The 23,598-nt window shown below is 60.5% G+C and carries 20 protein-coding genes; 15 read left to right on the forward strand and 5 right to left on the reverse strand.

Going from position 1 to position 23,598, the window contains the following annotated elements:
• Positions 1 to 275 precede the first annotated feature (275 nt).
• The 8 genes from Q7C20_RS02925 (at position 276) to ettA (ending at position 8,857) form a co-directional block, all read left to right on the forward strand.
• Positions 276 to 950: a thermostable hemolysin gene (locus tag Q7C20_RS02925; protein WP_375065233.1), complete on the forward strand. Its 675-nt coding sequence runs from the start codon at positions 276 to 278 to the stop codon at positions 948 to 950.
• A complete protein-coding gene (locus Q7C20_RS02930) occupies positions 947 to 2,509 on the forward strand; it encodes an AMP-binding protein (protein ID WP_375065235.1) in 1,563 nt (520 codons plus the stop codon). The genes Q7C20_RS02925 and Q7C20_RS02930 overlap by 4 nt, the downstream gene beginning before the upstream one ends.
• Positions 2,506 to 3,414 (forward strand): TauD/TfdA family dioxygenase, encoded by a 909-nt coding sequence (locus Q7C20_RS02935; protein WP_375065237.1) that lies wholly within the window; start codon positions 2,506 to 2,508, stop codon positions 3,412 to 3,414. The genes Q7C20_RS02930 and Q7C20_RS02935 overlap by 4 nt, the downstream gene beginning before the upstream one ends.
• Before the next feature lie 10 nt (positions 3,415 to 3,424).
• Positions 3,425 to 4,330, forward strand: coding sequence for a diiron oxygenase (locus Q7C20_RS02940; RefSeq protein WP_348061154.1), 906 nt, complete (start codon positions 3,425 to 3,427; stop codon positions 4,328 to 4,330).
• A gap of 10 nt (positions 4,331 to 4,340) precedes the next feature.
• Positions 4,341 to 5,729 (forward strand): MFS transporter, encoded by a 1,389-nt coding sequence (locus tag Q7C20_RS02945; protein ID WP_375065239.1) that lies wholly within the window; start codon positions 4,341 to 4,343, stop codon positions 5,727 to 5,729.
• Between the two features lie 2 nt (positions 5,730 to 5,731).
• Positions 5,732 to 6,514: an AraC family transcriptional regulator gene (locus Q7C20_RS02950; protein WP_348061158.1), complete on the forward strand. Its 783-nt coding sequence runs from the start codon at positions 5,732 to 5,734 to the stop codon at positions 6,512 to 6,514.
• Between the two features lie 98 nt (positions 6,515 to 6,612).
• On the forward strand, positions 6,613 to 7,089 hold the full coding sequence (locus Q7C20_RS02955) for a hypothetical protein (RefSeq protein WP_375065241.1): 477 nt from the start codon (positions 6,613 to 6,615) through the stop codon (positions 7,087 to 7,089).
• A 103-nt stretch (positions 7,090 to 7,192) separates the two neighbouring features.
• Complete coding sequence (gene ettA / locus Q7C20_RS02960) at positions 7,193 to 8,857, forward strand: energy-dependent translational throttle protein EttA (protein ID WP_375065243.1); 1,665 nt, start codon at positions 7,193 to 7,195, stop codon at positions 8,855 to 8,857.
• 60 nt (positions 8,858 to 8,917) lie between these two features.
• Here the strand turns inward: ettA and Q7C20_RS02965 are convergent, their stop codons facing one another.
• Positions 8,918 to 9,826, reverse strand: a complete 909-nt coding sequence (locus Q7C20_RS02965) for a LysR family transcriptional regulator (protein ID WP_375065245.1) — start codon at positions 9,824 to 9,826, stop codon at positions 8,918 to 8,920.
• Positions 9,827 to 9,920: 94 nt separating this feature from the next.
• Between Q7C20_RS02965 and Q7C20_RS02970 the strand changes: the two genes are divergently transcribed.
• The 6 genes from Q7C20_RS02970 to aepX all read left to right on the forward strand — a co-directional run bounded on the left by Q7C20_RS02970 (position 9,921) and on the right by aepX (position 16,404).
• Entirely contained in the window at positions 9,921 to 11,156 is a 1,236-nt protein-coding gene (locus Q7C20_RS02970) for an MFS transporter (RefSeq protein ID WP_375065246.1), read from the forward strand.
• Between the two features lie 9 nt (positions 11,157 to 11,165).
• Positions 11,166 to 11,990, forward strand: coding sequence for a hypothetical protein (locus tag Q7C20_RS02975; RefSeq protein ID WP_375065439.1), 825 nt, complete (start codon positions 11,166 to 11,168; stop codon positions 11,988 to 11,990).
• A 62-nt stretch (positions 11,991 to 12,052) separates the two neighbouring features.
• A complete protein-coding gene (locus Q7C20_RS02980) occupies positions 12,053 to 13,288 on the forward strand; it encodes an MFS transporter (RefSeq protein ID WP_375065248.1) in 1,236 nt (411 codons plus the stop codon).
• Between the two features lie 149 nt (positions 13,289 to 13,437).
• Complete coding sequence (locus Q7C20_RS02985; protein ID WP_375065441.1) at positions 13,438 to 14,595, forward strand: aminotransferase class I/II-fold pyridoxal phosphate-dependent enzyme; 1,158 nt, start codon at positions 13,438 to 13,440, stop codon at positions 14,593 to 14,595.
• Positions 14,596 to 14,616: 21 nt separating this feature from the next.
• Entirely contained in the window at positions 14,617 to 15,462 is an 846-nt protein-coding gene (locus Q7C20_RS02990; RefSeq protein ID WP_375065250.1) for a hypothetical protein, read from the forward strand.
• Between the two features lie 51 nt (positions 15,463 to 15,513).
• Positions 15,514 to 16,404 carry a phosphoenolpyruvate mutase gene (aepX, locus tag Q7C20_RS02995; protein ID WP_375065252.1) on the forward strand — a complete coding sequence of 297 codons (891 nt, stop codon included), beginning with the start codon at positions 15,514 to 15,516 and terminating at the stop codon, positions 16,402 to 16,404.
• A 37-nt stretch (positions 16,405 to 16,441) separates the two neighbouring features.
• Here aepX and Q7C20_RS03000 read toward each other — a convergent pair whose 3' ends face one another.
• The 4 genes from Q7C20_RS03000 to Q7C20_RS03015 all read right to left on the reverse strand — a co-directional run bounded on the left by Q7C20_RS03000 (position 16,442) and on the right by Q7C20_RS03015 (position 20,614).
• The gene (locus tag Q7C20_RS03000) at positions 16,442 to 16,939 is read right to left on the reverse strand and encodes a GreA/GreB family elongation factor (protein WP_375065254.1); all 498 of its coding nucleotides are present in this window, start codon (positions 16,937 to 16,939) and stop codon (positions 16,442 to 16,444) included.
• A gap of 115 nt (positions 16,940 to 17,054) precedes the next feature.
• The gene (locus Q7C20_RS03005; RefSeq protein ID WP_375065256.1) at positions 17,055 to 17,411 is read right to left on the reverse strand and encodes a hypothetical protein; all 357 of its coding nucleotides are present in this window, start codon (positions 17,409 to 17,411) and stop codon (positions 17,055 to 17,057) included.
• A 771-nt stretch (positions 17,412 to 18,182) separates the two neighbouring features.
• On the reverse strand, positions 18,183 to 20,036 hold the full coding sequence (locus Q7C20_RS03010) for a DUF4105 domain-containing protein (protein ID WP_375065258.1): 1,854 nt from the start codon (positions 20,034 to 20,036) through the stop codon (positions 18,183 to 18,185).
• A gap of 89 nt (positions 20,037 to 20,125) precedes the next feature.
• Positions 20,126 to 20,614: a DUF3015 domain-containing protein gene (locus tag Q7C20_RS03015; protein WP_375065260.1), complete on the reverse strand. Its 489-nt coding sequence runs from the start codon at positions 20,612 to 20,614 to the stop codon at positions 20,126 to 20,128.
• Between the two features lie 267 nt (positions 20,615 to 20,881).
• Here Q7C20_RS03015 and Q7C20_RS03020 point away from each other — a divergent pair, with 267 nt between their 5' ends.
• Positions 20,882 to 23,320, forward strand: coding sequence for an AAA family ATPase (locus Q7C20_RS03020; RefSeq protein WP_348057079.1), 2,439 nt, complete (start codon positions 20,882 to 20,884; stop codon positions 23,318 to 23,320).
• The last annotated feature ends 278 nt before the right edge of the window (positions 23,321 to 23,598 follow it).

Here is a 23,598-nt window from a genome sequence, read left to right on the forward strand (position 1 = left end):
GCTGTGATCCTGCGGTTTGGCTGAGCTGGCGCGCGACGTGCACTATAAGCCGGACGCCCGAAGGGCGGCTAGCATGCCTTGACGCGTGGCAAAGTGCCAGCCCCGCTTTAAGGCGCCGACCAAGGGCGAGCAAGGCCTGATCGAAAACCGCCAAGGCAGGTGTGGCCGAAAGTAATCGTCCGTTTCAATCGACTTGTTGTCCTGGCTGAGCATGTTCTTGGCGTGGGCAGTTACGTAGCTTTGTTCAAGGCAAATGCCGTTAACAGGGATACGTCATGAACAGTTTTCTTCATACCTCAAGTCATAATGAAATTGATCATGCGCGGTTCGAAATAATTAAAAGAAGCGAGCACAGTGCACCGGAGCCAATAGGCTACATCCAGGAAATTTATAAGCGCCATTACGGCGCGCAGATGACCCCCAACCCCGACTTGCTGGTGACGCGGCGAAACCTGATAGGAGGTGCGCTCACCGCTTGCGCGGGCATTTCATTCGCCTCTCCCACTCGGCCACTTTTCTCCGAACGGTATTTCGACGAGCCTATCGAGGCCGTCCTGGGTGCGCTGAGCCGGCAGACGTTGCTGCGTGAGCAGATTGTGGAGATCGGTTCGCTGGCGTCCGACGACTCCCATGCGGCAGCAGAGATTATCAAGGCATTGCCGATCATGGCCTGGTTCATGGGGGCCAAGGCGATCTTGTGCACCTCCACACGCAGGTTGCGCGTGTTGCTCAAGTACCACGGCATTCCGCTGCGGGTCCTGGGCGATGCCGACGCGGGTCGGTTGTCGGACCTGGAGTTGCAACAGTGGGGCAGTTACTACGCGCAATCGCCCCAGACCGGTGTGATCCTGCTGGAAGAATGTTCGCACCTGTTCAACCAGTATTGCGGAAGGCTGAAGTTCACAGGCTTTGAACACCGGGTCGGTCACGCTGAGCAGGTTGCCGCATGAACGTCCTCACGCAAATACTGGCCCAGGCCCAGCGCACGCCGGATGCGGCGGCGGTCATTCAATTGGGGCACGACAGCGCGTCAATCGAGACGGTCGCCCTGACCTACCAGCAGTGGGTGGCGCAGGCACAGCATCTGGCCCGCGCCCTTGCACAAACCACACCCGCCGACAGCCAGGTCGGCATCGTGATGGGCAACAGCGCCGAATGGGTGTTGGCGGATCTGGCGTTGATGCTCAGCGACAGGGTTGAAGTGCCCGTCCCCCTGGCGTTTTCCGTCGATCAGGCGCTGCATTTGTTGCAGGGCTGCTCACTGGTGCTGGTCGATGAAATGGGCGCGCGCAAGTTGCAGGCGTGGTGCTCTGACGGCCTGGCACTGTCGGCGCAAGTGCGTCAGGTGTCGCTGGCGCCTGTGCCATTGAGCCCCGAATTACCGACCGCCGCTGCCTGCCCCAGCGCCGACGGTGTCATCAAAGTCATACACACCTCCGGCACCACCTCCACACCCAAGGGCGTGAAGATTCGCCGTGATGGCTTGGGCGCGTTGGTCCAGGCGCTCTGGCAGCGGGCGTTGCGCGATGATTATCAGCGCTATTTGGTGCTGGTGCCGTTCAGTTTGTTGATTGAACAAGTGACGGCGCTTTATATGCCCTTGACCTCCGGCGGCGCGGTGGTTCTGCCGCCGGTCAGCCTGGCGCCGCTGGGCAGCCCCGGGGCCATCGCTGAAGACCGCCTGGCGCTGATCCGCCAGGCGCGACCCACCGCGATGACGCTCACGCCTGCGCTGGTCGAGGCGATTGCCGTGCGCGCCGAAACGTCGGGGCCGTCGACACCTGAGCGTATCGAACAGATCTTCGGCACTTCACGCTTGCCATTGCTTGCAGCGGGTGGCGGGCCTGTGGAGCTTGAGGTTCTGGTGCGTCTGCGCCAACTGGGGGTTGAGGTTTTTCAGGGCTACGGCCTCAGTGAAAACAGCTCCGTGGCAACCTGGAACTACCGGGGCGCCAACCGTCTGGGCAGTGTCGGGCAAGCATTGCCCCATGTCGCGCTACGCCTCGCCGAGGACGGTGAACTGCTACTGCGCAGTAGCTCGCTGTTCGCCGGCTACACCAACGAAGACCCCAGCAGTTGCGCCATTAACGCTGACGGCTGGCTGCACACCGGTGACCTGGCCACGATTGATCGGGACGGGTTCGTCAGCATCATCGGCCGCAAAAAAACCATGATTATCACCGCCAACGGCCGCAACGTTTCTCCCGAGTGGCTCGAGGCAACCTACCGGCAGATACCCGATGTAGAGCAGGTGATTGTCTTCGGCGATCGACAGGCGTTCATGGGCGGCGTTTTCATCATCAATGCACAGGCCAATCCCGCTGAAGTTCGAGAGGCAATCCGGCGATTTGCGCGGACTCATCTGAGTGAGATCGAACAGATTCAGCACCCGGTATTGGTGGTGCACAGTGAAGCGGTCATGAGTCGACTGTTCACCGTCACCGGGCGACCGCGCCGCGATCAACTTCCATCGTTCCTGCTGGATTCAACATTGAGGATCTGCGCATGAAGCTCAGTACATTGCCTCACACCGTCTACGGTGGCTTGATTGTGACGCCCCTGGCCCCCCAGGCGCTGGTCGATCTGGCTCCCGAAGTTCTCAAGGGCTTGTTGATCACCCATGGCTACCTGGTGCTGCGCGGTTTTGAACACAGCATCGACGGGTTTTCCCGGTTGGTACGTCAGAACAGCAGCCGGATCAGCCTGGACCCTGCCCGCACGTTCGATGGCAATACCGCGCAGAAAGTCGACGCCGGCCTGGATGCCGTCGGCCTGCACTGCGAAAACGGTAACAGCCCCTTCTGGCCGGACCTGTGCTGGTTCTATTGCCAGACGGCGCCGGCCCGCGGTTCACAGACCACGGTATGCGACGGCCAGGTGGTTTACCGGCATCTGAGCGCCGAACAGCGCGCGGCATTCAGCGGGCGCGACATCCAGTACGCCCGACGCGTGGAGGCCACCAAGTGGAAGACCTATGCCTTTCATGCGCTGGCCCAAGGCGACGCCGCGCCGGCCTGCGTGGAGGCCGTCACCCTGCAGGACTTGTTGTCGCTCAGTGCCCAGGACGAGTCCTCGCAGATTGAGCTGAACGAGGACGGTTCGATTACGTACCGCTTCCGCACCCCGGCGGTGCGCACCAGCCGACTGGCAGACGACGCGCACCTGGCGTTTGCCAATAGCCTGTTCGGCCCGTCGAACCATTACGAGGCACCGCGGATCACCTTCGCCGACGGCGAACCGATTGATCCGCACCTGTTGCAGGCGCTGGACGCCCTGTGCCAGCGATTCACCGTAGACGTGGGCTGGCAGTGCGGCGATGTCGTGCTGATAGACAACACCCGGGTCATGCACGGGCGCCGGGCAATTGATGATCCGGCGCGCACCATCTTCAACGCTCTTTCCTACGTCGATTAAGAGAACTGCAATGAATACCTTGAAAAATATCAATGCTTTGGCGCACATCAATTACCTGCACCCCAATCGTATGGAGTGGGACAGCGCCCGCACCGATGACGAACTGCAGTTCCTGTCCAAAGCCCTGGTCGGCGAGGCCGGGCAAGAGGACAAAGCCGTGGCCTATTTGTACAAAGAGCTGGGGCAGCTGGCGGAAATCGAGATGCATGTGGCCAATACCATGACGCGCATCCTGTGTGAGGCTCAGGCCAACGACGATACCCTGACCGCAGGCGATTCCCTGTATGGCGCGCTGTCGTGTTTTGCCGCCGAGGAAATCAATCACGCCAGCAGCTTCTATCAGTACATCCGGCACCTGTCCGGGCGTGACATCAAGCTCAAGGATAATCTCTTCGCCGAGCGCCGCGCACTGTACGAGGGCGACGACTCGCCCAAGATCAAACTGGCCGCGCTGTGCGCCACCGCCTACGTCGGCGAGTCAGTCATCACGGTGTTCGAGCGCCGGTTGAAGGTGCTTGATCCGATGCAGCGCAGCTTGTTGACACGCCTGCTGCATTTTCATGGGTTGGACGAGGCGCGTCATATCCAGTTCGATCATTTTGTGTTTGACCGGATTATTCCCTCGCTCAGCAGTGTCGAGCGCCAACGCATGCATCAATTGATCCACGACACAGAGGCGATGAACACACAACTGGCCATCACCAGTGGTGAGCAGATAAAGGCCGAATTCGATCTGGATTACACGCAGAACAATATGGCTGCCAATACCCAACTGGAAATGACGCTGCGCTTCAGAGAGATCATCCAGTCACAGGATCTGATTCGCAAAGTCGATGAATACATGGATGTGGATACCGCCGGCATCGTGCGCGAGTTCTCGCGGGCCAGTGAGATTCATACCCAGTATTTCCATTGAGGACCGCCGCATGAAGCCGCAAACCCTTGCAGCACAGGAATCAGTGGGCCAGAAGTATCCGCTGAGTCTCGTCGCGGTGCTGATTGCACTGTTTCTTGCCGCCATGGACAGCACGGCGGTCAGCACCATCCTGCCGCAGATCAACGCGCAAATGCGCGATACGACGCTGTATCCCTGGGTTGTTTCAGGCTTCCTGCTGCCGCTGGCACTCGTCGCGCCGCTGGCGGGCGCACTGGCCGACCGGTTTGGGGTCAGTTCGATGATGAAAATCAGCCTGGTGCTGTTCATCGTTGCCTCGGTATGGGTCGCCATGAGTCAGAGCATGCTCATGCTGATCGCTGGCAGGGCGCTGCAAGGCGTGGGCGCGGGTGGGATTATCGTGCTGTCTTATTCCTTGCTGGCGTCTTTGTTCGAAGGGCCGAAGCGGGCAAGCATGCAAGGCATGCTCAGCAGTGTCTGGGGCCTGGCTGCCGTACTCGGCCCGGTCGCCGGTGCGGTGCTGGGCAGCACCTTGGGTTGGCGCGCAGTGTTTTGGCTCAACCTGCCCTTGGGTGTCCTGGCGCTGCTGGCGCTGTTTTTTGCCCCTGTGATCGGTCGTGGTCAATCAAGCCGGCATGTCGACGGGCTGGCACAAGGCGCGTTGGCGATCTTTGCGTGTGCCGGTCTGTTGATGTTGAGCAGTCAGCGCCTTGAGCTGATCGCGCACCCACTATCGACCCTGGCTGTTGTCATGCTGATCAGCCTTGGCGTATTGCTCACCCGGGTTCGTGCGGCCCCCGAAAGCAGCCCGGTGCCGTTGGGGTTCTTTACCCGTCCGGCGTTGGGCGCGGTCATGGTTCTGGTGATTGTCTCAAGCGTCGGGCTGTATGCGTCGGTGAGCCTGCTGCCGGTCGCGCTCAGTCATTCACAGGCCGGCGCCTTGTCCAGCGGCGCGCTGATCATGATGGCCGCGTTGGGCTGGGTGGTCGGCGCGACGCTATGCGGCAAGCATCTGGCGCGCGTCGGGTTCAGGCCGATGGCGGTGGGGGGCATGTTGATGCTGGCGATCGGGTGTTCAGGCGTGGCCTCAGGGCTGTACTGGACGTTTTGGCCGGCGATCGGGGCAGGGCAGATTCTGGTGGGCTTGGGCATGGGGCTGACGGCGACGACCACGCTGGTCTTCGTGCAGAACAGTGCGCCGCAGGACCAGTTGGGGGGGTACACCTCCACGGTGCAGTTTTTGCGCAGCCTCGGCGCCGCGTTTGGCGTTAACGCGATGGTCGCGGTTGCGCTGTACCTGCCAGCTGACCACGCCTACCCAGGCACCTTTCTTCTGCTTGGCCTGATCATGGGATGCGGTTTACTCTTTGCCTACGGATTGCCTTCGCAAAATGGACTACGGAAAGACTCATTGGGGTAGTAATGCATCTTGAAAAAACCAGTTACTCTGCACTGGTCGTTGAAAGGCAATTAACCAAGCTGGACGCCAGCGAAAGCGAACCTCACAGACACCCGCTCGGCCAGTTCGTATTAGTGAAAAAGGGCATGCTGCACGGGCATACGGTGGATCAACGCTGGCTGCTCAAACCTGGGATGGCGGTGTGGATTCCTCCGCAGACCTTGCACGCGGGCGCCGCCGACACTCAGGTCGACCTGACCGTCCTGTACCTGGGGGCCGAGCGGTCCAAGGCGTTCTCCCCGTTTCTCAAACTGATCGATGCGTCTTCGCTGATGATTGCGCTCTGCGAGCGATTGGCCGAAGAAAGTACGCGGCCGCTGTCCGAGTGCCAGCGCAATTGCATATTGCAGTTGTTGTTCGAGGATATAACCGCGCTTCCGGCCAGTGACATGGTTCTGCCTCTGCCCAGTGATGTGCGGCTCAAGCGTGTCACCGATCAACTGATAGCCCGCCCCGGCATGCGCAGAAGCCTGACGGAGTGGGGCAGTGAAGTCGGTGCGACGGAGCGCACCCTGACGCGGCTGTTTCGCAAGCAGACGGGCTTGTGCTACACGCAGTGGTACAACCGCCTGCTGCTGGTTGAGGCCTATCGGGGTTTGATGTTTGAGCACACCAATGAGCGGGTGGCCCAACATTTGGGGTTTGCCTCGGGGGATTCTTTTGGTCACTGGTTTCGACGTGTTACCGGCAGCAGTCCGGGCAAGGTGCGCAATACGTTGCAGGGCAGCGCAGAAGCTCAAGGCTGAAAGTGTCTGATCCGTTCGTTTGTCTGTCCTGATGAGCCATTCCGGACAAGCAAGCCCTGACTTAGCCTAGGCCTCTACCTTTCAAGAGGCCCAAGGCAATGATCGAATACGACGCGGTTAAAATCTTCCATGCACTCGCAGCGGTGGCCGCCACCGGCCCGCTGTTGTTCGCCCCCTGGCTTTCGGCGCAGCTCAAACACTGCACCGAGCAGACCAAACCCTTGCTGCTCAAAGGGCTGGCGTTTACTGATCGCTTTTATAATGTCGCCGGTTGGGGATTGATCCTCAGCGGCATCCTGATGTTCTGGCTGGTGGATTGGCGGCGCAGCTTCGAGGTGTGGTTTGTGCTGAGCGTGGCGATCTTTGTGCTCGATTCGGTGATCGAAAAGCGCTTGCGCGAGCCGGCCAACCTCGTGCTTGAGCGCACGCCCCCCCAGGCTGAGCAGTGGCAAGCGGCGGCGCGGCAGATCCATTACGGCGTGCTGGGCCAGGTACTGTGCACCTCGGCGATCCTGCTGGTCATGCTGTTGCACAGTCAGTTGAGTCTGAAGGTGCTGGACCTGAAAGTTTTCTGACGGGGCGCTTATCAAGCCCGGTCAGCGGTCTGCACCTGTTCACAGGATGATCTTGAAGTAGAATGCAGACCTTTGTTTAAGCTGTTACTCAGAGGGCTCCATTTTGGCTCAATACGTCTTCACCATGCATCGGCTGGGAAAAATTGTTCCGCCGAAGCGGGAAATCCTGAAAAACATCTCACTGTCCTTTTTTCCGGGCGCCAAGATCGGCGTACTCGGCCTCAACGGTTCGGGTAAATCCACACTGCTGAAAATCATGGCCGGCGTTGATACCGAGTTCGAAGGCGAAGCGCGCCCGATGCCAGAGCTGAACATCGGTTACCTGCCGCAAGAGCCGATCCTGGACCCGACCAAAACCGTGCGCGAAGTGGTCGAAGAAGCCGTCTCCGTGATCAAGAACGCCCAGGCTCGCCTGGACGAGGTCTACGCTGCTTACGCTGAAGAAGACGCCGACTTCGACAAACTGGCCGCTGAACAAGCCAAGCTCGAAGCCATCCTGCAAGCGGGCGACGGCCACAACCTGGAGCGCCAGCTGGAAGTCGCCGCCGACGCGCTGCGCCTGCCGGCGTGGGACGCCAAGGTCGAATTCCTCTCCGGTGGCGAAAAACGTCGTGTTGCCCTGTGCCGCCTGCTGCTGTCGGCCCCCGACATGCTGCTGCTCGACGAACCGACCAACCACTTGGACGCCGATTCCGTCGCCTGGCTGGAACATTTCCTTCACGACTTCCCGGGCACCGTGGTTGCGATCACGCACGACCGGTACTTCCTGGACAACGTGGCCGGCTGGATCCTCGAGCTCGACCGTGGCGCCGGTATCCCTTACGAGGGCAACTATTCCGGTTGGCTGGAAGCCAAGTCCGACCGTCTGGCCGCTGAATCCAAGCAGCAATCGGCCCACGAAAAAGCCATGAAGGAAGAACTGGAGTGGGTGCGCAAAGGCGCCAAAGCCCGCCAGTCCAAATCCAAGGCCCGTCTGCAACGCTTCGAAGAAATGCAATCGCAGGAATTCCAGAAGCGCAGCGAAACCAACGAGATCTACATCCCGGCCGGTCCGCGCCTGGGTGACAAGGTCATCGAATTCAAAAACGTTTCCAAAGGCTATGGCGACCGCGTGTTGATCGACAACCTGTCGTTCTCCATGCCAAAAGGCGCAATCGTCGGCGTAATCGGTGGTAACGGTGCGGGTAAATCCACCTTGTTCCGCATGCTGATGGGCAAGGAAACACCGGATTCGGGCAGCATCGAAGTCGGCGACACCGTACAGCTTGCGTGCGTGGACCAAAGCCGCGAAGACCTGGACGGCAGCAAAACTGTGTTCCAGCAAATCTCCGACGGCTCCGACCAGATCCGCATCGGCAACTATGAAATTCCGTCGCGCACCTACGTCGGCCGTTTCAACTTCAAGGGCGGCGACCAGCAGAAGTTCGTCAAGGACCTGTCCGGTGGTGAGCGCGGTCGCTTGCACCTGGCCCTGACCCTGAAAGAGGGCGGCAACGTGTTGCTGCTCGACGAACCGTCAAACGACCTTGACGTTGAAACCCTGCGTTCCCTGGAAGAAGCCCTGCTGGACTTCCCGGGCGCCGCCATTGTGATCTCTCACGATCGGTGGTTCCTTGACCGCGTCGCGACTCACATCCTGGCGTACGAAGATGACTCCCAAGCGGTGTTCTTCGAAGGTAACTACACCGAGTACGAAGCAGACCGTAAGAAGCGCCTGGGCGATGCTGCTGCCCAGCCGCACCGTGTACGGCACAAAAAACTGGCCTGATTCGGGCTGGTGGTTTGAAAAAGCGGAGCCTTCGGGCTCCGCTTTTTTTTGCGGCGTTGCTCAGGTGGGCCGCGTCGTCTGCACCCATTCATTGACCACGCCCATAAAGGCTTCCACCAGTAGGCTGCGGCCTTGGTTGCGCGTGAGGATCAGCAGTTGCACGCACGCTTCGGCATCTGTCAGCGGGCGGTAGGTCACGCCTTTCTTGGCCAGCGTGCGCGTGCATTCAGGCACCAGTGCGACGCCTTGACCGGCGGCGACCAGGGCGATGATCGACGTAATCTGTCGCCCCGACGGGCCTGGACGCAAGGGCAAGCCATTGCGCCGGTACAGCTGTTCGATGGAGTCATTGAGCCCGGAGCCGAAGTCTGCGGGAAACTGAATCAACGGGTACGCGCTGAGTTGGCTCAAACTGACGCTTTCCTGGCGTGCCAACGGGTTATCGCTGGACAGCGCGGCCACCAGCGGTTCGTCGCCCAGCGCCAATGCCTGAACGCCGGTCTGCCCGTGCTCCAGCGGCATTCGGCTCATGCCAATGTCGACACGGCCATCCGCCACTTGCGAGCAAAGACTCCCCGAAGCGCTTTCCACCAGCGTCAGCTGTACGTCGGGAAAGCGTTGGGCAAAGGCCTGAATGGCTTGGCTGAACAGGTCCGAGAGGGCAATCGAACTGGCGTAGCCGAGCACCAGTTGGCCGGCCGATCCGGCGGCCAATTTACGCGCGATGGTCTGCGTCAGGTTGACCTGGTCCAGCACCGCACGCGCGTAGGGCAAGAAATGCCGACCCTGGGCGGTGAGTGTCACCGTGCGGCTGGTGCGATCGAACAGGCGAAAGCCCAGTTCGGTTTCCAGTGCCGAAATCTGCCGGGTCAAGGGTGGCTGGGCGAGGTGCAGGCGCACGGCAGCGCGACCAAAGTGCAGCTCTTCGGCGACCGTCAGAAAATAACGTAATTTGCGTAGATCAAGCATCCTGATCCTTGGGTATTGATCGGTTCGAATTCGGTATTGGTGCCCGGCTGGTGCTTATTCTATAAACGCCCTCAAGAATAAAACGAGAAGTTTCATGAATTCGCGCACGCCCAAGGCGCGCATTGCCCTGTTTTTGTGTGGCTGCGCAGCCTTCCTCAATCTCTATTCAACCCAGAGCATACTTCAAGAGTTTGCCCTGGACTTTGAGGTGAGCGCCAAACTGGCGGGCTGGAGCATTACCGTGACGACCCTGGCAGTCGCAATCACTGCGCCTTTTGTCAGCCGTGTGTTCCGCCGCTTTGAGCAACGCTCGGTGATCGTCGGCGCGTCTCTGTTGCTGGCGCTGCCCGCGCTGCTCACTGCCCACGCTCACAGCTTTACTGAACTGTTGGTCTGGCGCTTCGTTGAAGGCATGTTGATCCCGATCGTCTTCGCTACCAGCGTGGCCTATATCGGTGACCGCTGGAGCGCAGGCGCGGTGACCGAGATCACCAGCCTGTATGTGGCGGGCACGGTGCTGGGTGGCTTCGCCGGGCGCTTTGTCACGGGGGTGATGACCGAGTACGTGGGGTGGCGAGAGGCGTTTGAGCTGCTGGCGGCGATCAGTGTGCTGACAAGTTTGGGCATTTATTGGCTGTTGCCGGCCCCTCCACGGGTCAAGCCCGAAGCACCACCGGTGGGCGCCTATGGGCTTCGCGCGCTGTGCCGCAAGCCGCTATTGGCCGCCTATGGCGTGGGCTTCTGCGTACTGTTTGCACAAATCGCGACCTTTACCTATGCCGGGCTCTACCTCAGTCAGGCACCGTTCAACCTCGGCGCTGCGGCGCTGGGAATGCTCTATGGCGTGTTCCTGCTGGCGCTGGTGGTCATTCCAATCGCTGGCCGTTTGAGCCAATCGCGCCCTCACGTGCAGATGCTTGCGGGTGCGGTCGTGCTGGGCGTTTGCGGTTCGATCCTGACGCTGCTGCCCTCGCTGTGGCTGATCGTGCTGGGCCTGGCCCTGAGCTCGACCGGGGTATTTCTCGCACAGGCCTGCGCCAATGCGTTCATCACGGCGACAGCCGGACCTGCCAAGGCCGGGGCGGTCGGGTTGTACCTGACGGCGTACTACCTGGGCGGCAGCTTCGGCGCCATCGTGCCGGCCTTGCTCTGGAGCCGCTTTGGCTGGCAGGGCTGCGTGGCGCTGATCATCGTTTTCCAACTGCTGTCGCTGCTGATCGCCATCTGCGGCTGGCGCTCCCCTGCACCTGCCGCGCTGCCCGACCGCCAACCCCAGGGTCGCGCCGCTGCGGTGAACCTGCCTGATCCATCATCCAATAAAGGAATATGAGCGATGACCATGAGCAATGTACTGACCCGGCACAGCCAATTGATGACCATCATCGAGCCCGTGCTGAACGACATGCCGGCCAGCACGTTGAAGCACGCACTGTTCGAGGCATTCTGGGCCGAAGAGGAAGCCCTGGTCGACATCGAACAGGCGTTCGAACAGCTCACCTCGCGTCGGCAATCACCGCAGGTACTGCGCAAGTTCTTCGCGAGCTGGTCCAAGACCAACAACTCGGCCGTCAGTGTTTCGGGGCTGGCCAATCGCATCACGTTGCTGGCGCGCTCGGAACAGGGCAGCGCGGCGGCGGACCAGCTGTATCGGGCGTGCGGCAGCCTGCAACGAATTACTGACGAAGACCTTGGCGCCTTGGGCAATACCCTGCACGCGGAGCTGTTCTACAACATGGCCACCCCGCTATGCGGCGATGACCAATGGCTGCTCAAGGAAAACTGCCTGCCCTCGGCCCAGGCGTTCAAGGACTGGACGGATGCCCGCCGCCTGCGCGATCGCGACCTGCTGCAGGGCTTGCTGACCACCTTGATCCACGAGGTCTACACCCACGGAGAGGTGGAATTCATTCTGCCGCTGTACCAGCAATGGTTCGTGCGTGACATGGGCGTGCCGCACGACAAGGCCCGCGCCACGGTCGCCTGGGTCACCGTGCACACTGGCGGCACCGAGAGCAATCACTTCGCCCATGCTGTGGCGGCGGTCAGTGAATTCGTCGAAGCCATGCACATTTCCATCGACCCACAGGCCGCTCGGGGCATTTTTACCGACTACCTGCGACGCAAAGCCACGGTCATGAACGAGTGTGCACAGCTGTTGCGCTAAAGGAACGGGCGACTCGGTTTCGGTTGCCCCTGTCATTGCCTCACCGTTGAGTTGCTCAACCAATGAATGAAACGACAAACCCGATTTCATCCGCGCAGACGGTACCGACGAGCGCCGCCAGCGACCGTCGTCGCGCCTTGATAGCCGGCAGCGGCGCGCATGCGATTCATGATGGGCTCACCGACGTTATCTACGTGTTGTTGCCCCTCTGGCAGGCGCAATTTGGCCTGAGTCTGGCCCAGGTGGGCCTGTTGCGGGGCGCTTACGCCGGGATGATGGCCGGTTTTCAGTTGTTGGCGAGTCGCGCCGCCAGGCGATGGGGGCGTGAGCGCCTGCTGGTGGGGGGAACCGCGCTCGCGGGTTTGGCCTATTTGCTGGCGGGCCAGGCGGGCGGGTTGGGCGTGCTGCTGCTGGCGCTGCTGCTGGGCGGTCTGGGGGCGAGTACGCAGCATCCGCTGGCATCCTCGTTGATCAGCGACACGTACGAGGCAAACGGCGGCGTCAAGCAGGCGCTGTCGCAATACAACTTCGCCGGTGATATCGGCAAGACCCTCATTCCCGGCTTGATTGGCCTGCTGCTGACGGTCATCAGCTGGCGCGCCAGTGTCACGGCCCTGGGCCTGCTCGGGTTGCTGACGGCCGGCCTGTTGTGGTGGCTGATCCCGGTGCGTGGCGAGCCAGACGCCGTGACCGGCAAAGCCCGCGCGGTGGTGCATGGCCGCGGCTCGGCCAGTGGGCTGCGGGCGCTGATTGTGACCGGCACGCTCGACAGTGCCGTGCGCATGGGCTTTCTCACGTTCCTGCCATTTCTGTTGAAAGAAAAGGGCGCCGGAACCGCCGGTATCGGCCTGGCGCTGACGATGTTGTTCGTGGGCGGCGCGTTCGGCAAGTTGCTGTGTGGCTACCTGGGCGCGCGTATCGGCATGGTGAAGACGGTATGGCTGACCGAATTTACCACCGCTGTATTGATTGTCATGGCGGTGTACCTGCCGTTTTACCCCTTGATGGTGATGTTGCCGTTGCTGGGGCTGGCGCTGAACGGCACCTCGTCAGTGTTGTATGGCGCCGTGCCTGAACTGGCCGGGCCTGGCAAGCGCGAGCAAGCGTTTGCGGTGTTCTACACCGGCACGATCGGCGGCGGGGCGCTGGCGCCGGTGCTGTTTGGCAGCCTGGGGGACGTGACCGGTATTCCGGTCGCCGTGATGCTGTTGGCCGCCACCCTGGTGCTGACATTGCCGTTGTCCTGGTGCGTGCAACGAGGCCTGGACGCGGATGCCCGGCTCGCTCAAGACCGCTGAGCGTGGCGCAAGGGCGCGATGGCCGCTGTTGATTGCTGTGTGTTCAAACCACTTTCGCAGGCACAACGATGAATGACTTCAAGAGCGCTGCACACCGACTGTCGTTATCCGCGCGCGCGCTGAGCCTCAGCGCTCCCGGCACCTCCAGCATGCGCAGCAAAGCCAATGCCTTGAAGGAAAAGGGCGTCAAGGTGATCAACTTTGCCGCAGGCGAATTATCGTTCGACGCCTGTCCGGACATGCAAGCCGGCGCCATTGACGCCGTAAGGCACGCGCGTAATCGCTATACACCGCCGATCGGTTTGCCCGCGCTGCGCGAGCGCATTGCGCACGCTGTCAGCCAGCGCTGCGGCGTGGCCTACACCGCGGCCGAAGTGGCCGTGACGGCGGGCGCCAAGCAAGCGCTCTACAACGCTGCACTGGTGCTGCTCAATCCCGGAGACGAGGTGGTTGTGGTCAGGCCGTACTGGGAAACCTTGCCCACACAGATCCGGCTCGCAGGCGCGATTCCGGTGTTCGTCGACACCCAGGCACAGAGTTATCGCCTGACCTGCGAGGCGGTCGAAAAAGCCCTGACCCCGCGCACCACCATGATTGTGATCAACACACCCAACAACCCGACGGGAACGCTCTACGAGCGCGAGCAATTATTGGGCATTGCCCAACTCGCATTTGATCGCCAACTCTGGGTGGTTTTCGACGAGTGCTATCGCCAGCTGGTTCGCCAGCCCCATGAGCATCACAACATCGTGTCGCTGTTTCCAGCCCTGAAAAACCAGACGGTGCTGGTTGATTCCTTCTCCAAAAGCCAGGCCGTTACCGGCTGGCGCGTGGGTTACGCCTGTGCCCCGGCCCACGTGATCGCGGCCATGCATAACCTGCAGGGTCACACCACGTCCAACCCCAGCAGCCTTTCTCAATATGCCGCGCTTAACGCGCTTAACGCGCTTAACGCCGACGCCTCGCCCTTCAATCGTGATGTGAACGCGTTTCTTGACCGGCAACTGATTGCCGCCTGTACGTGCCTGGGGTTTATCGATGGCATTACCTGCGCACCGCCCGAGGGGGCGTTTTATCTGTACATCGACGTGTCCCGCAAGCTGGGTCGTCGTTACCTCGGCACGCCGATCCGCGACGTCGACCACCTGGCCGAGTTGCTGTTGAGCGAAGCGCATATTGCCGTGGTGCCCGGTTCTGCGTGCGGTGACCCCACCAGCATTCGGATTTCATACGCCGTCGAGCGTGAAGAGTTGATCGAAGGGCTGACGCGTTTTGAGCAATTCATGGCTGAACTCGTCGCAGACTGACACCAGACAAGGAGAGTGACCGTGGAGCAACTGAGCCGCAATTTTATCGGGTACGTCGACCAGGCATTGGCTGATGTGGAGGACCGCAACCTTGTTGAAGCGTTGATGAGCGGTTTCTATCGGCATTCCGAGCGGTTGGACGCGTATTGCCGCACTTACGAACAAATGACCGCCGGCCATTGGAGCGAGTCGTCGCTGTGCACGTTTTTTTGCGGCTGGCGCAGCCCCGACGGTGCTGCCCATGCGGTCTCGAGCATTATCGTGCGCATCCTTCAGAAATCCGAGTCGCTGGAGATAGATGCCCGGCTGAAGATGCTGGACGCAGCGCGCCATTGCGGCGAAATCATTATTGAGGATGTCGGGCTCGGCGAAATGCACGGCCATCCGCACCATTCGAAGTTGTATTACCGCATGGCGTCCGCCATCTGCGGCTCGGATGACTGGCGCCTGCAGGACAGGTTTCTCGACCCGATCACCAAAGAGTTTTCCAGTTGGGTGGGGCAAAAGCGCCCGTTGGCACCGGACCTTATGGAAGCCCTGGAAATGATGGCGATGACTGAGCTGTTCAACACCGGCGAATACAACGTGATGACGCCGATGTGGAAGCAGTGGCTGCGTGATGTGCGCGGCTATTCCACCGGGGATGCCAATCGCGTCGCGGCGTTTCTGAGTGTGCATTGCGGCAGTGTCGAGGCCCGGCATTTTCGCCATGCGACCCAGGCCCTGACGCTCTACGCCAGTGCGACTGGCCAATCGGTCGATTACCGGCGTATCGAGCATCTGTCCGATGAGTACGTCACCAGAGCCTGCGAGCACCTGGGCAAGATGGCCAGCGTATTGAAAAGCGAAACACCCGCGTGGGATTGATTGGCGCTGAGCGCCCGTCTTTGGTTGGATAAAACAGGAGCGTGACTTTCGATGATGGATACCGACACCCGCCGCACCCGTCTGTCCACCTTGTTCGGGCGCTCGCGTTGCCTTCGCGTACTGGAAGCGCATAGCCCCATCTCGGCGTTGTTGGCGCAGCAGGCAAAACTTGAATTGGCCCCAGGGCGTAGCGTGTCGTACGACGCTATCTGGTCGAGTTCGTTGACGGACTCGACCCAGCGCGGTTTGCCGGATATCGAAATCCTGTCGCCAAGCAACCGATTGCAGGGGGTTCGCGAGATATTTGACGTCTGCACAATGCCGCTGATTTTCGATGCCGACACCGGCGGCAAACCGGAGCATTTCGCGATTCACATCAAGATGCTGGAGCGTGCCGGCGTTTCGGCGGTGGTGATTGAAGATAAATGTGGGCTGAAGAAAAATTCGTTGTTTGGCAATGCGGTCAGCCAGTCGCAAGAAACCACGGCAGAGTTCTGCGAGAAGATCCGCGTTGGCTGTGCCAGTCGCAGCTACCCTGGGCTGATGATCATTGCGCGGTGTGAGAGCCTGATACTTGAACAGGGTATGCAGGACGCCATTGATCGTTGCCTGGCGTATGTCGACGCAGGGGCCGACGGGATCATGATTCATAGCCGTAAAAAAGACGGGCTGGAAATACTCGAGTTTGCCCAGCTGTTTCGCCAGCATCATCCCAACGTGGCGCTGATATGCGTGCCGACCAGCTATGCCCACCTGCGCTTTGAAGAACTGGAACAGGCAGGCTTCAACGCCGTGATCTATGCCAACCACATGCTGCGCAGTGCGTACCTGGCGATGAGGGACACCGCCAATCAGATTCTCGCCAATGGGCGAACCCTGGAAGTAGAACCGCGCTGCCTGGGAATAGACGAGATTCTCGACCTGGTACCGGGCACACGCTGACGCTGAACGTCGAGCCTCAAGCAGGCCCGATCATTGGCTAAACCTCAGGTTCTATGCGCAGCACTTCGATCAACTGATCGCCGACGGGGCGCTTCCACAGCACCTCGTCGCCGACTTGCGCGCCCAGCAACGCGCGGCCCAGAGGCGAGCCCCAATTGATCAGGCCGGCGTTGGCATCGGCCTGATCTTCACCCACCAACTGAATGCGCTGGCGTTCGTCCAGCTCATTGGCAAAGGTCACCCAGCTGCCGATCTGCACCTTTTCGGCAGACGTTGCGGGCGCCACCACCTGCGCGCTTTGCACCCGCTGATTGAAATAGCGCAAATCCCGCTCCAGATCGGCCTGGCGCTGCTTGTCGGCATTCTCGCCCTTGGCCGATTCGGCGCTGTATTCCTGCTGCAACTGCGCAACCTTGGCCTGCAATTGCGCCAACCCTTGCGCAGTGAGGTGATTGGGTTGTTCGCTGACTTGGCGCTCCACCGGCTGATCAGCCTGGGCGGCGGCATTGTCTTCGTTTACAAAAGCTCGACTCATGACATTCTCCTTCTATGGAGTTTGGGCCACGGTCGGCGGGTGATCGTTCCCACATTCTGCGTGGGAATGCCGCCCTGGACGCTCTGCGTCCGCTTTAAAGGTAATAACGCACAACCTATTGCGAGCGATAGGCCCTGGCCGCATCGCGGTCCTTCTCCTGTTGCCAGGCGCGTTCGCGGTCATCCCAGTGGTTGTCCTTGTAGTCGCGCAATTCCTCGCTCTCCCGCATCGCTTTGCACTGGCGAAAGCCGTCTTCCCAGCCTTCGGCGTATTCGCGGTCTTTGAGATAGCGCGGCACGTTCTTGCGAAACTCCCCGCTGATAACGCCGGCGGCCTGGCGGCCACTGCTGCAACCGTCTTCAAACCCGTCGGCGAAGGCGGGTGGATACCCCTTGGCCAGTAAATCCTCATGGGTCGATTGGCAACCTGCCAGCCACACCACCACGCACAGCAATATCGCAGACCGCCACATGGCGTACTCCCTGGCCGTTTCACGGCTTGTAGGGGGAAGTCTAGTCAGGGATTTGTTGGGGCGGTGTGAAAGGGCGGTGAGAAATGTGTTGAGGCAATGATAGTTGCCACGCTCTGCGCGGGAATGCCGGCCTGGACGCTCTGCATCCGATAACAACCGCCCTCGTGGCGAGCAGGCTTGTTCGCGAACGCGGTGGGTCAGTCTGCCAGACCGCTACTGATACACCGCCTTCGCGAGCAAGCCCGCTCCCACATTTGAACTGCGGCGCGCGCAGAATTCAGGCCTGGCACAAAAAAGTGTGGGAGCTGGCTTGCCTGCGATGGCGGTGGGTCAGACTGCCAAGCCGTTACTGATAGACCGCCTTCGCGAGCAAGTCGAATCGTCGCACCGCCGCTCCCACATTTTGATCTTCACCAGGCTTCAGTCAGTAGTGACACCACTTCACTTCAAGCATCACTTCAAAATGATGCCAGTGAATAATGAGATGGACTTGACTGCATGCGGGCCAAATGTGGGAGCGGGCTTGCTCGCGAAGACGGTGGGGCATTCAATGCATCACTGCCAGAACGACTGCTATCGCGGGCAAGCCCGGCTCCCACCTTTGAATTGCGGCGGGCGCAGAATCTACGTAGGGCACCAAAAAGTGTGGGAGCTGGCTTGCCTGCGATGGCGGCGGGCCAGTCAACTAAGCCGTTACTGATAGACCGCCTTCGCGAGCAAGTCGAATCGTCGCACCGCCGCTCCCACATTTCGATCACTGCCAAGCTTCAGTCAGTAGTGATACCACTTCACTTCCAGCATCACTTCATTCACCGGCGTCGACAAATGGCTGTATTCGCGCTGGGCACTCAGGCGCAGGCCCAAGTTGCGCGACAGTTCCCATTGCTGGTTCAGGCTCAGGCTGCGCCGTACTTCGCCATTGGTGAAGAAATCGCCTTTAGCTTCCAAACTCAAATTCCCCAGCGGGTTTTTCCACAGCACGCCGGTGTTGAACCCGGCCGCCGGTGAGATGGCTTCGTTGAAGTCGTTGTTGTGTTCCACGCGCACGGTGCCGAGGGCGAAGCCGAGCATGTCGTCGGTCAGTTGCCAGGTGCCGCCGGCGCCGCCGTTGACGTGGGCGACGAGGGTTTCGTCGTCATGCTTGCCGGGCACACGTTCCAGGCCGCCGGTGACTTGCCATGACCACGGCTGCAGCAGGGCGTTACGCGGGGTCAGGGAGCGGATGGTAGCCAGGTCGAGTTGCTGAAGTTGCCAGTGGTTGCCTTCGTACTGGCGCAGTTTCATTTGCAGAATTTCGATTTGCGCGCCGAGCGGGAAGCCTTCGGCGTTGTCGTTGAGGTCGTGGTAGGCCATGCGCAGGCCGTATTCGCCGAAAGCTTTGTTACCGCGCGTGCCGACACCGGCTTGCCAGGTGCGCGACTCGTGGCCGTTTTCCGGCAGGCCAGGGCGTTCAATCTGAAGGTTCGGCGGCGGGTTCTGGTTGATCGCGCGCAGCAGTTCGAAGCTGCGCTGGGAGCGTTCGGGGTCGCGCTCCAGGCCGTTGGCGCGGTAGCGGCCGAGGCGATAGGCCGCGTCAATGATCAGCGCCTGGCGTTCTTTGGCGATGGCCTTGAACGCAGGGTCTTGCAACTGCTTGGTATCGTCGCTGACTTTCAGCACCCATTGTTGCTCGTCGCTGTTCAGCGGCTTCGCGCGTTCCAGCAGCTCGCGTTCACGGGAAGGGCGGTAGTCAATCTTCTCAACCAAACCCGCGTCTTTCACGGCTTTGACCGTGTCGGTCGGAATCGCGGTCAGCGGGAATTGCTCGGTGAGGCGCAGGCTCGGGCGGGCCACTTGCAGCAGTTCGAGCAGCCGATAGGAGCAGTTTTCGTCAAAGAAGAAATAGTCGAATTTGATCTGTTTGAGCTCCCACACGTGCTCGACCATACGCTTGGTCTCGACTTCGGTGAGGTTCAGGCGATATTCCCACAGGTCGCGGTTCTCGAGGCTACGGTATTCCGAGAGTTTTTCTTGATACGGCACCAGGGCAAACAGGCCGGGGTAGCCGCCCATCAGGCCTTTCCAGGCGTAAAGAATGCTGTTGTCGGAGCCTTCGATGTAGGCACCGAAGTTGATCGCATAGCTGAGCAGGGCCGTGTTGTCTTTTTGCACGTCAGCCTGGTCGATGCGCAGCAGGGTGTGCCCGAACATCGACGACGGGCTGTTGAGGTAGGCCGCCGGGAAGATCATCACCGCGCTGTGGGGCGCGACGTCCTTGAACCATTGCGTGAATTCCTTGCACTCCAACGCGGGCAAGTCGGTCAGGTTCAACTGAGCCTTGAGCCAGCGCGTACGTGCGGGATAAACGCATTGGGCGTGTTTTTCACCCAGGCTCGCCGGAGCATAAAGCGCTTCAACGGTGGCCTTGAGTTCAGCGTCCGGGTGGTGCGCGCCATCGGGGGCGAGGAAGAATTTTTTGTCGCTGACATAACTGCGCCAGCCACTGATTTTGCCGGCTTCGTAATGGCCCAAGGACAGCCAGAACGGATCGTTGGCCAATTGCTGCAAACGTTGATCATCAATATGCGGGGCCGCGTACAGCGGGGCGCAGGCGAAGAGTGCCAGCCAGGCAAAGCGTTTGAGCATAAGGGCAACTTAAGTCGGAAAAAGTGAGACCCAAGGGGGGCGGGTCCAAAAATAAGACCCGCGCCTTGGAAGGCGCGGGCGTGTCGAGCTTAAGCTTGAGTTGCGTATTTCGCCAGACGGGAGTCGCTTTTCAGTACGGCGAGGGTGTTGTTGTGCACGTCGTCAGCGGTCACGTCAGCCTTGCTGAAGATCTGCTGGAAGTGCTCGTGGGTCACGGCAGCAAAGTGCTCGCGATCTTCCGGCGCAACGCCCAGTACCACCGCGTAGGTGGTCAGTGCTTCGCCATTGCCTTTGGCCATGTCTTCAGACAGCTCGTTCATCATGCCATTCATGGCAATCCAGGACTTGCCGCCGTAGGTCAGGGCGCTGTTGGTGCTGCAACCGTTGGTGCCAGAGGTCATGCCGAACGTGGCGTTACCGGAGGTGCCGTTAGTGGTGGAAGCCAGGAAGTGAGCTGGAGTGCCGCGCTGGCCTTCGAACAACATGTTGCCCCAACCGCAGTTCGGGCCACCTGGTGATTCTGCCATTGCGTTGAGGGAGACGACGGTGAAAAGAGTACCAAGAAGGATCCGTTTCATAGCTTTGTTCTCTTTGTGTGCAAACCAATGGACAAGGGTTCAGACGCGTCGCAGCGCCCTAGGGGTCAGTTATTAGTCCAACCCGCGCAGTTTGGAGTTTAGGCACGATCCCTGGGTTCCGTGATTTTTTATAAAACAATAAGAGTTACTGCGTTTTTTTTGCAGGACGGCTCCGCTGTCTATGCTTTACCCAAAGCGTGCCTTGCCAGAGCGCGTAACCGGGAGCCAGAATGCCGACATCTGCCCCGCCTGATGTAAGGAAGCCCGATGCCTGATCCTGTTGCTGCCAGCTTGCGTTTAGCGCCCGAAGCGCTGACTCGTCCTTTTTCCGCTGAACAGTTCAGCTTCTCGACCACCAATGATTTGGAGCCCTTTCGCGGTGTGCTTGGCCAGGAACGTGCGGTTGAAGCGTTGCAGTTCGGTGTGGCCATGCCACGCCCCGGTTACAACGTGTTCGTCATGGGCGAGCCCGGTACCGGTCGCTTTTCGTTCGTCAAACGCTACCTGAAGGCCGAAGGCAAGCGCCTGCAGACCCCGGCTGACTGGGTCTATGTGAACAATTTTGATGACCCTCGCGAACCGCGTGCGCTGGAATTGCCTGCGGGCGGCGCTGCGGCGTTCATCAACGATATCAACGGCTTGATCGACAACCTGGTCGCCACGTTCCCGGCGGTCTTCGAGCACCCGACGTATCAGCAGCGCAAGAGCGCCATCGACCGTGCGTTCAATCAGCGTTACGACAAGGCTCTGGACGTGATCGAACGCCTGGCGCTGGAAAAAGACGTGGCGTTGTACCGCGACAGCTCCAACATTGCGTTCACCCCGATGCTTGAAGGCAAGGCGCTGGACGAGGCGGAATTTTCGCAACTGCCGGAAGCCGATCGCGAGCGTTTCCACTCGGATATTTCCGAGCTGGAAGAACGCCTCAACGAAGAGCTGGCCAGCCTGCCACAGTGGAAGCGCGAATCGAACAACCAGATGCGTCAGTTCAACGAAGAGACCATCACCCTGGCCCTACAGCCATTGCTCTCACCGTTGTCGGAAAAGTATGCAGAAAACGCGGCAGTCTGCGGTTATCTCCAGGCCATGCAGGTGTATCTGCTCAAATCCGTGGTTGAGCAGTTTGTGGACGACGCCAAGACCGACGCCCAGGCGCGCAAGCTGCTCGAAGAGCAATATTGCCCGAGCCTGGTGGTTGGCCATCCGGTCAACGGCGGCGCGCCGGTGGTGTTTGAACCGCATCCGACCTACGACAACCTGTTCGGCCGCATCGAATACAGCACCGATCAGGGCGCGCTGTACACCACCTATCGCCAGTTGCGCCCCGGCGCGTTGCACCGTGCCAATGGCGGCTTCCTGATCCTTGAAGCCGAGAAAATGCTCAGCGAGCCGTTTGTGTGGGATGCGCTCAAGCGTTCCTTGCAGTCGCGCAAGTTGAAGATGGAAGCGCCGTTGGGCGAACTGGGCCGCCTGGCGACCGTGACCCTCAACCCGCAAATGATCCCGTTGCAGGTCAAGGTCATCATCATCGGCTCGCGCCAGCTCTACTATGCGTTGCAGGACGCCGATCCGGATTTCCAGGAGATGTTCCGCGTATTGGTGGATTTTGACGAAGACATCCCGATGGTCGACGAGAGCCTGGAGCAGTTCGCCCAGTTGCTCAAAACCCGCACCTCGGAAGAAGGCATGGCGCCGCTGACCTCGGACGCGGTGGCGCGGTTGGCCACCTACAGCGCGCGGTTGGCGGAGCATCAGGGCCGTTTGTCGGCGCGTATTGGCGACTTGTTCCAACTGGTCAGCGAGGCGGACTTCATTCGCCACCTGGCCGGCGACGAAATGACCGATGCCGGGCATATCGAACGCGCGCTCAAGGCCAAGGCCACGCGCACCGGGCGGGTGTCGGCACGGATTCTCGACGACATGCTCGCTGGCGTGATTCTGATTGATACCGCCGGCGCGGCCGTGGGCAAGTGTAACGGGCTGACGGTGCTGGAGGTCGGTGATTCGGCCTTTGGTGTGCCGGCGCGGATTTCCGCCACGGTGTACCCGGGCGGCAGCGGCATCGTCGACATTGAGCGTGAGGTTAACCTCGGCCAGCCGATTCACTCCAAGGGCGTGATGATCCTCACCGGTTACCTGGGCAGCCGTTATGCCCAGGAATTCCCGCTGGCGATCTCGGCGAGTATCGCGCTGGAGCAGTCCTACGGTTACGTGGACGGCGACAGCGCCTCGCTCGGCGAGGCGTGCACCTTGATCTCGGCCCTGTCGAAGACGCCGCTCAAGCAGTGCTTTGCCATCACCGGCTCGATCAACCAGTTTGGTGAAGTGCAAGCGGTGGGCGGGGTCAACGAGAAGATCGAAGGCTTCTTCCGCCTCTGCGAAGCGCGCGGGTTGACCGGTGAGCAAGGGGCGATCATTCCCAAGGCCAACGTCGCTACGCTGATGCTCGATGAAAAGGTGCTGCAGGCCGTGCGGGCCGGGCAGTTCCACATCTACGCGGTGCGTCAGGCGGACGAGGCGCTGAGCCTGTTGGTGGGCGAGCCGGCGGGTGAGCCGGACGAGGAGGGGCAATTCCCTGAAGGCACCGTGAATGCGCGCGTGGTAGAGCGCTTGCGCGCGATTGCCGAGATGATCAGCGAGGAGGATTTGAAGGAGGCGGAGAAGGAGTTGGCGCAGCAGGCGTTGGCAGAAGCCAAACCTACCTGACGGTTGCCGAGACTCGGTTAATGTGGGAGCGGGCTTGCTCGCGAAGGCGGCGTGTCAGTCAACGTATAAGTGGCTGATGCACCGCCTTCGCGAGCAAGCCCGCTCCCACATTGGGTTAGTGGTGAGTTGGGGAATAGTCGTCAACTCGCCACAAAATTGACTCCCCGCCCAGGGACCAACGCCCGTTGGTCTCTACAACCCTGGTTTGGCGCGGTTTTCCTCTATCCTCAATTCAAGGGATATCCACAGGAGTCACTGGATAGAAACAGCCTCGGCCC

This window comes from Pseudomonas sp. AMR01, assembly GCF_041946035.1.
Lineage (GTDB): Bacteria > Pseudomonadota > Gammaproteobacteria > Pseudomonadales > Pseudomonadaceae > Aquipseudomonas > Aquipseudomonas antarctica_B.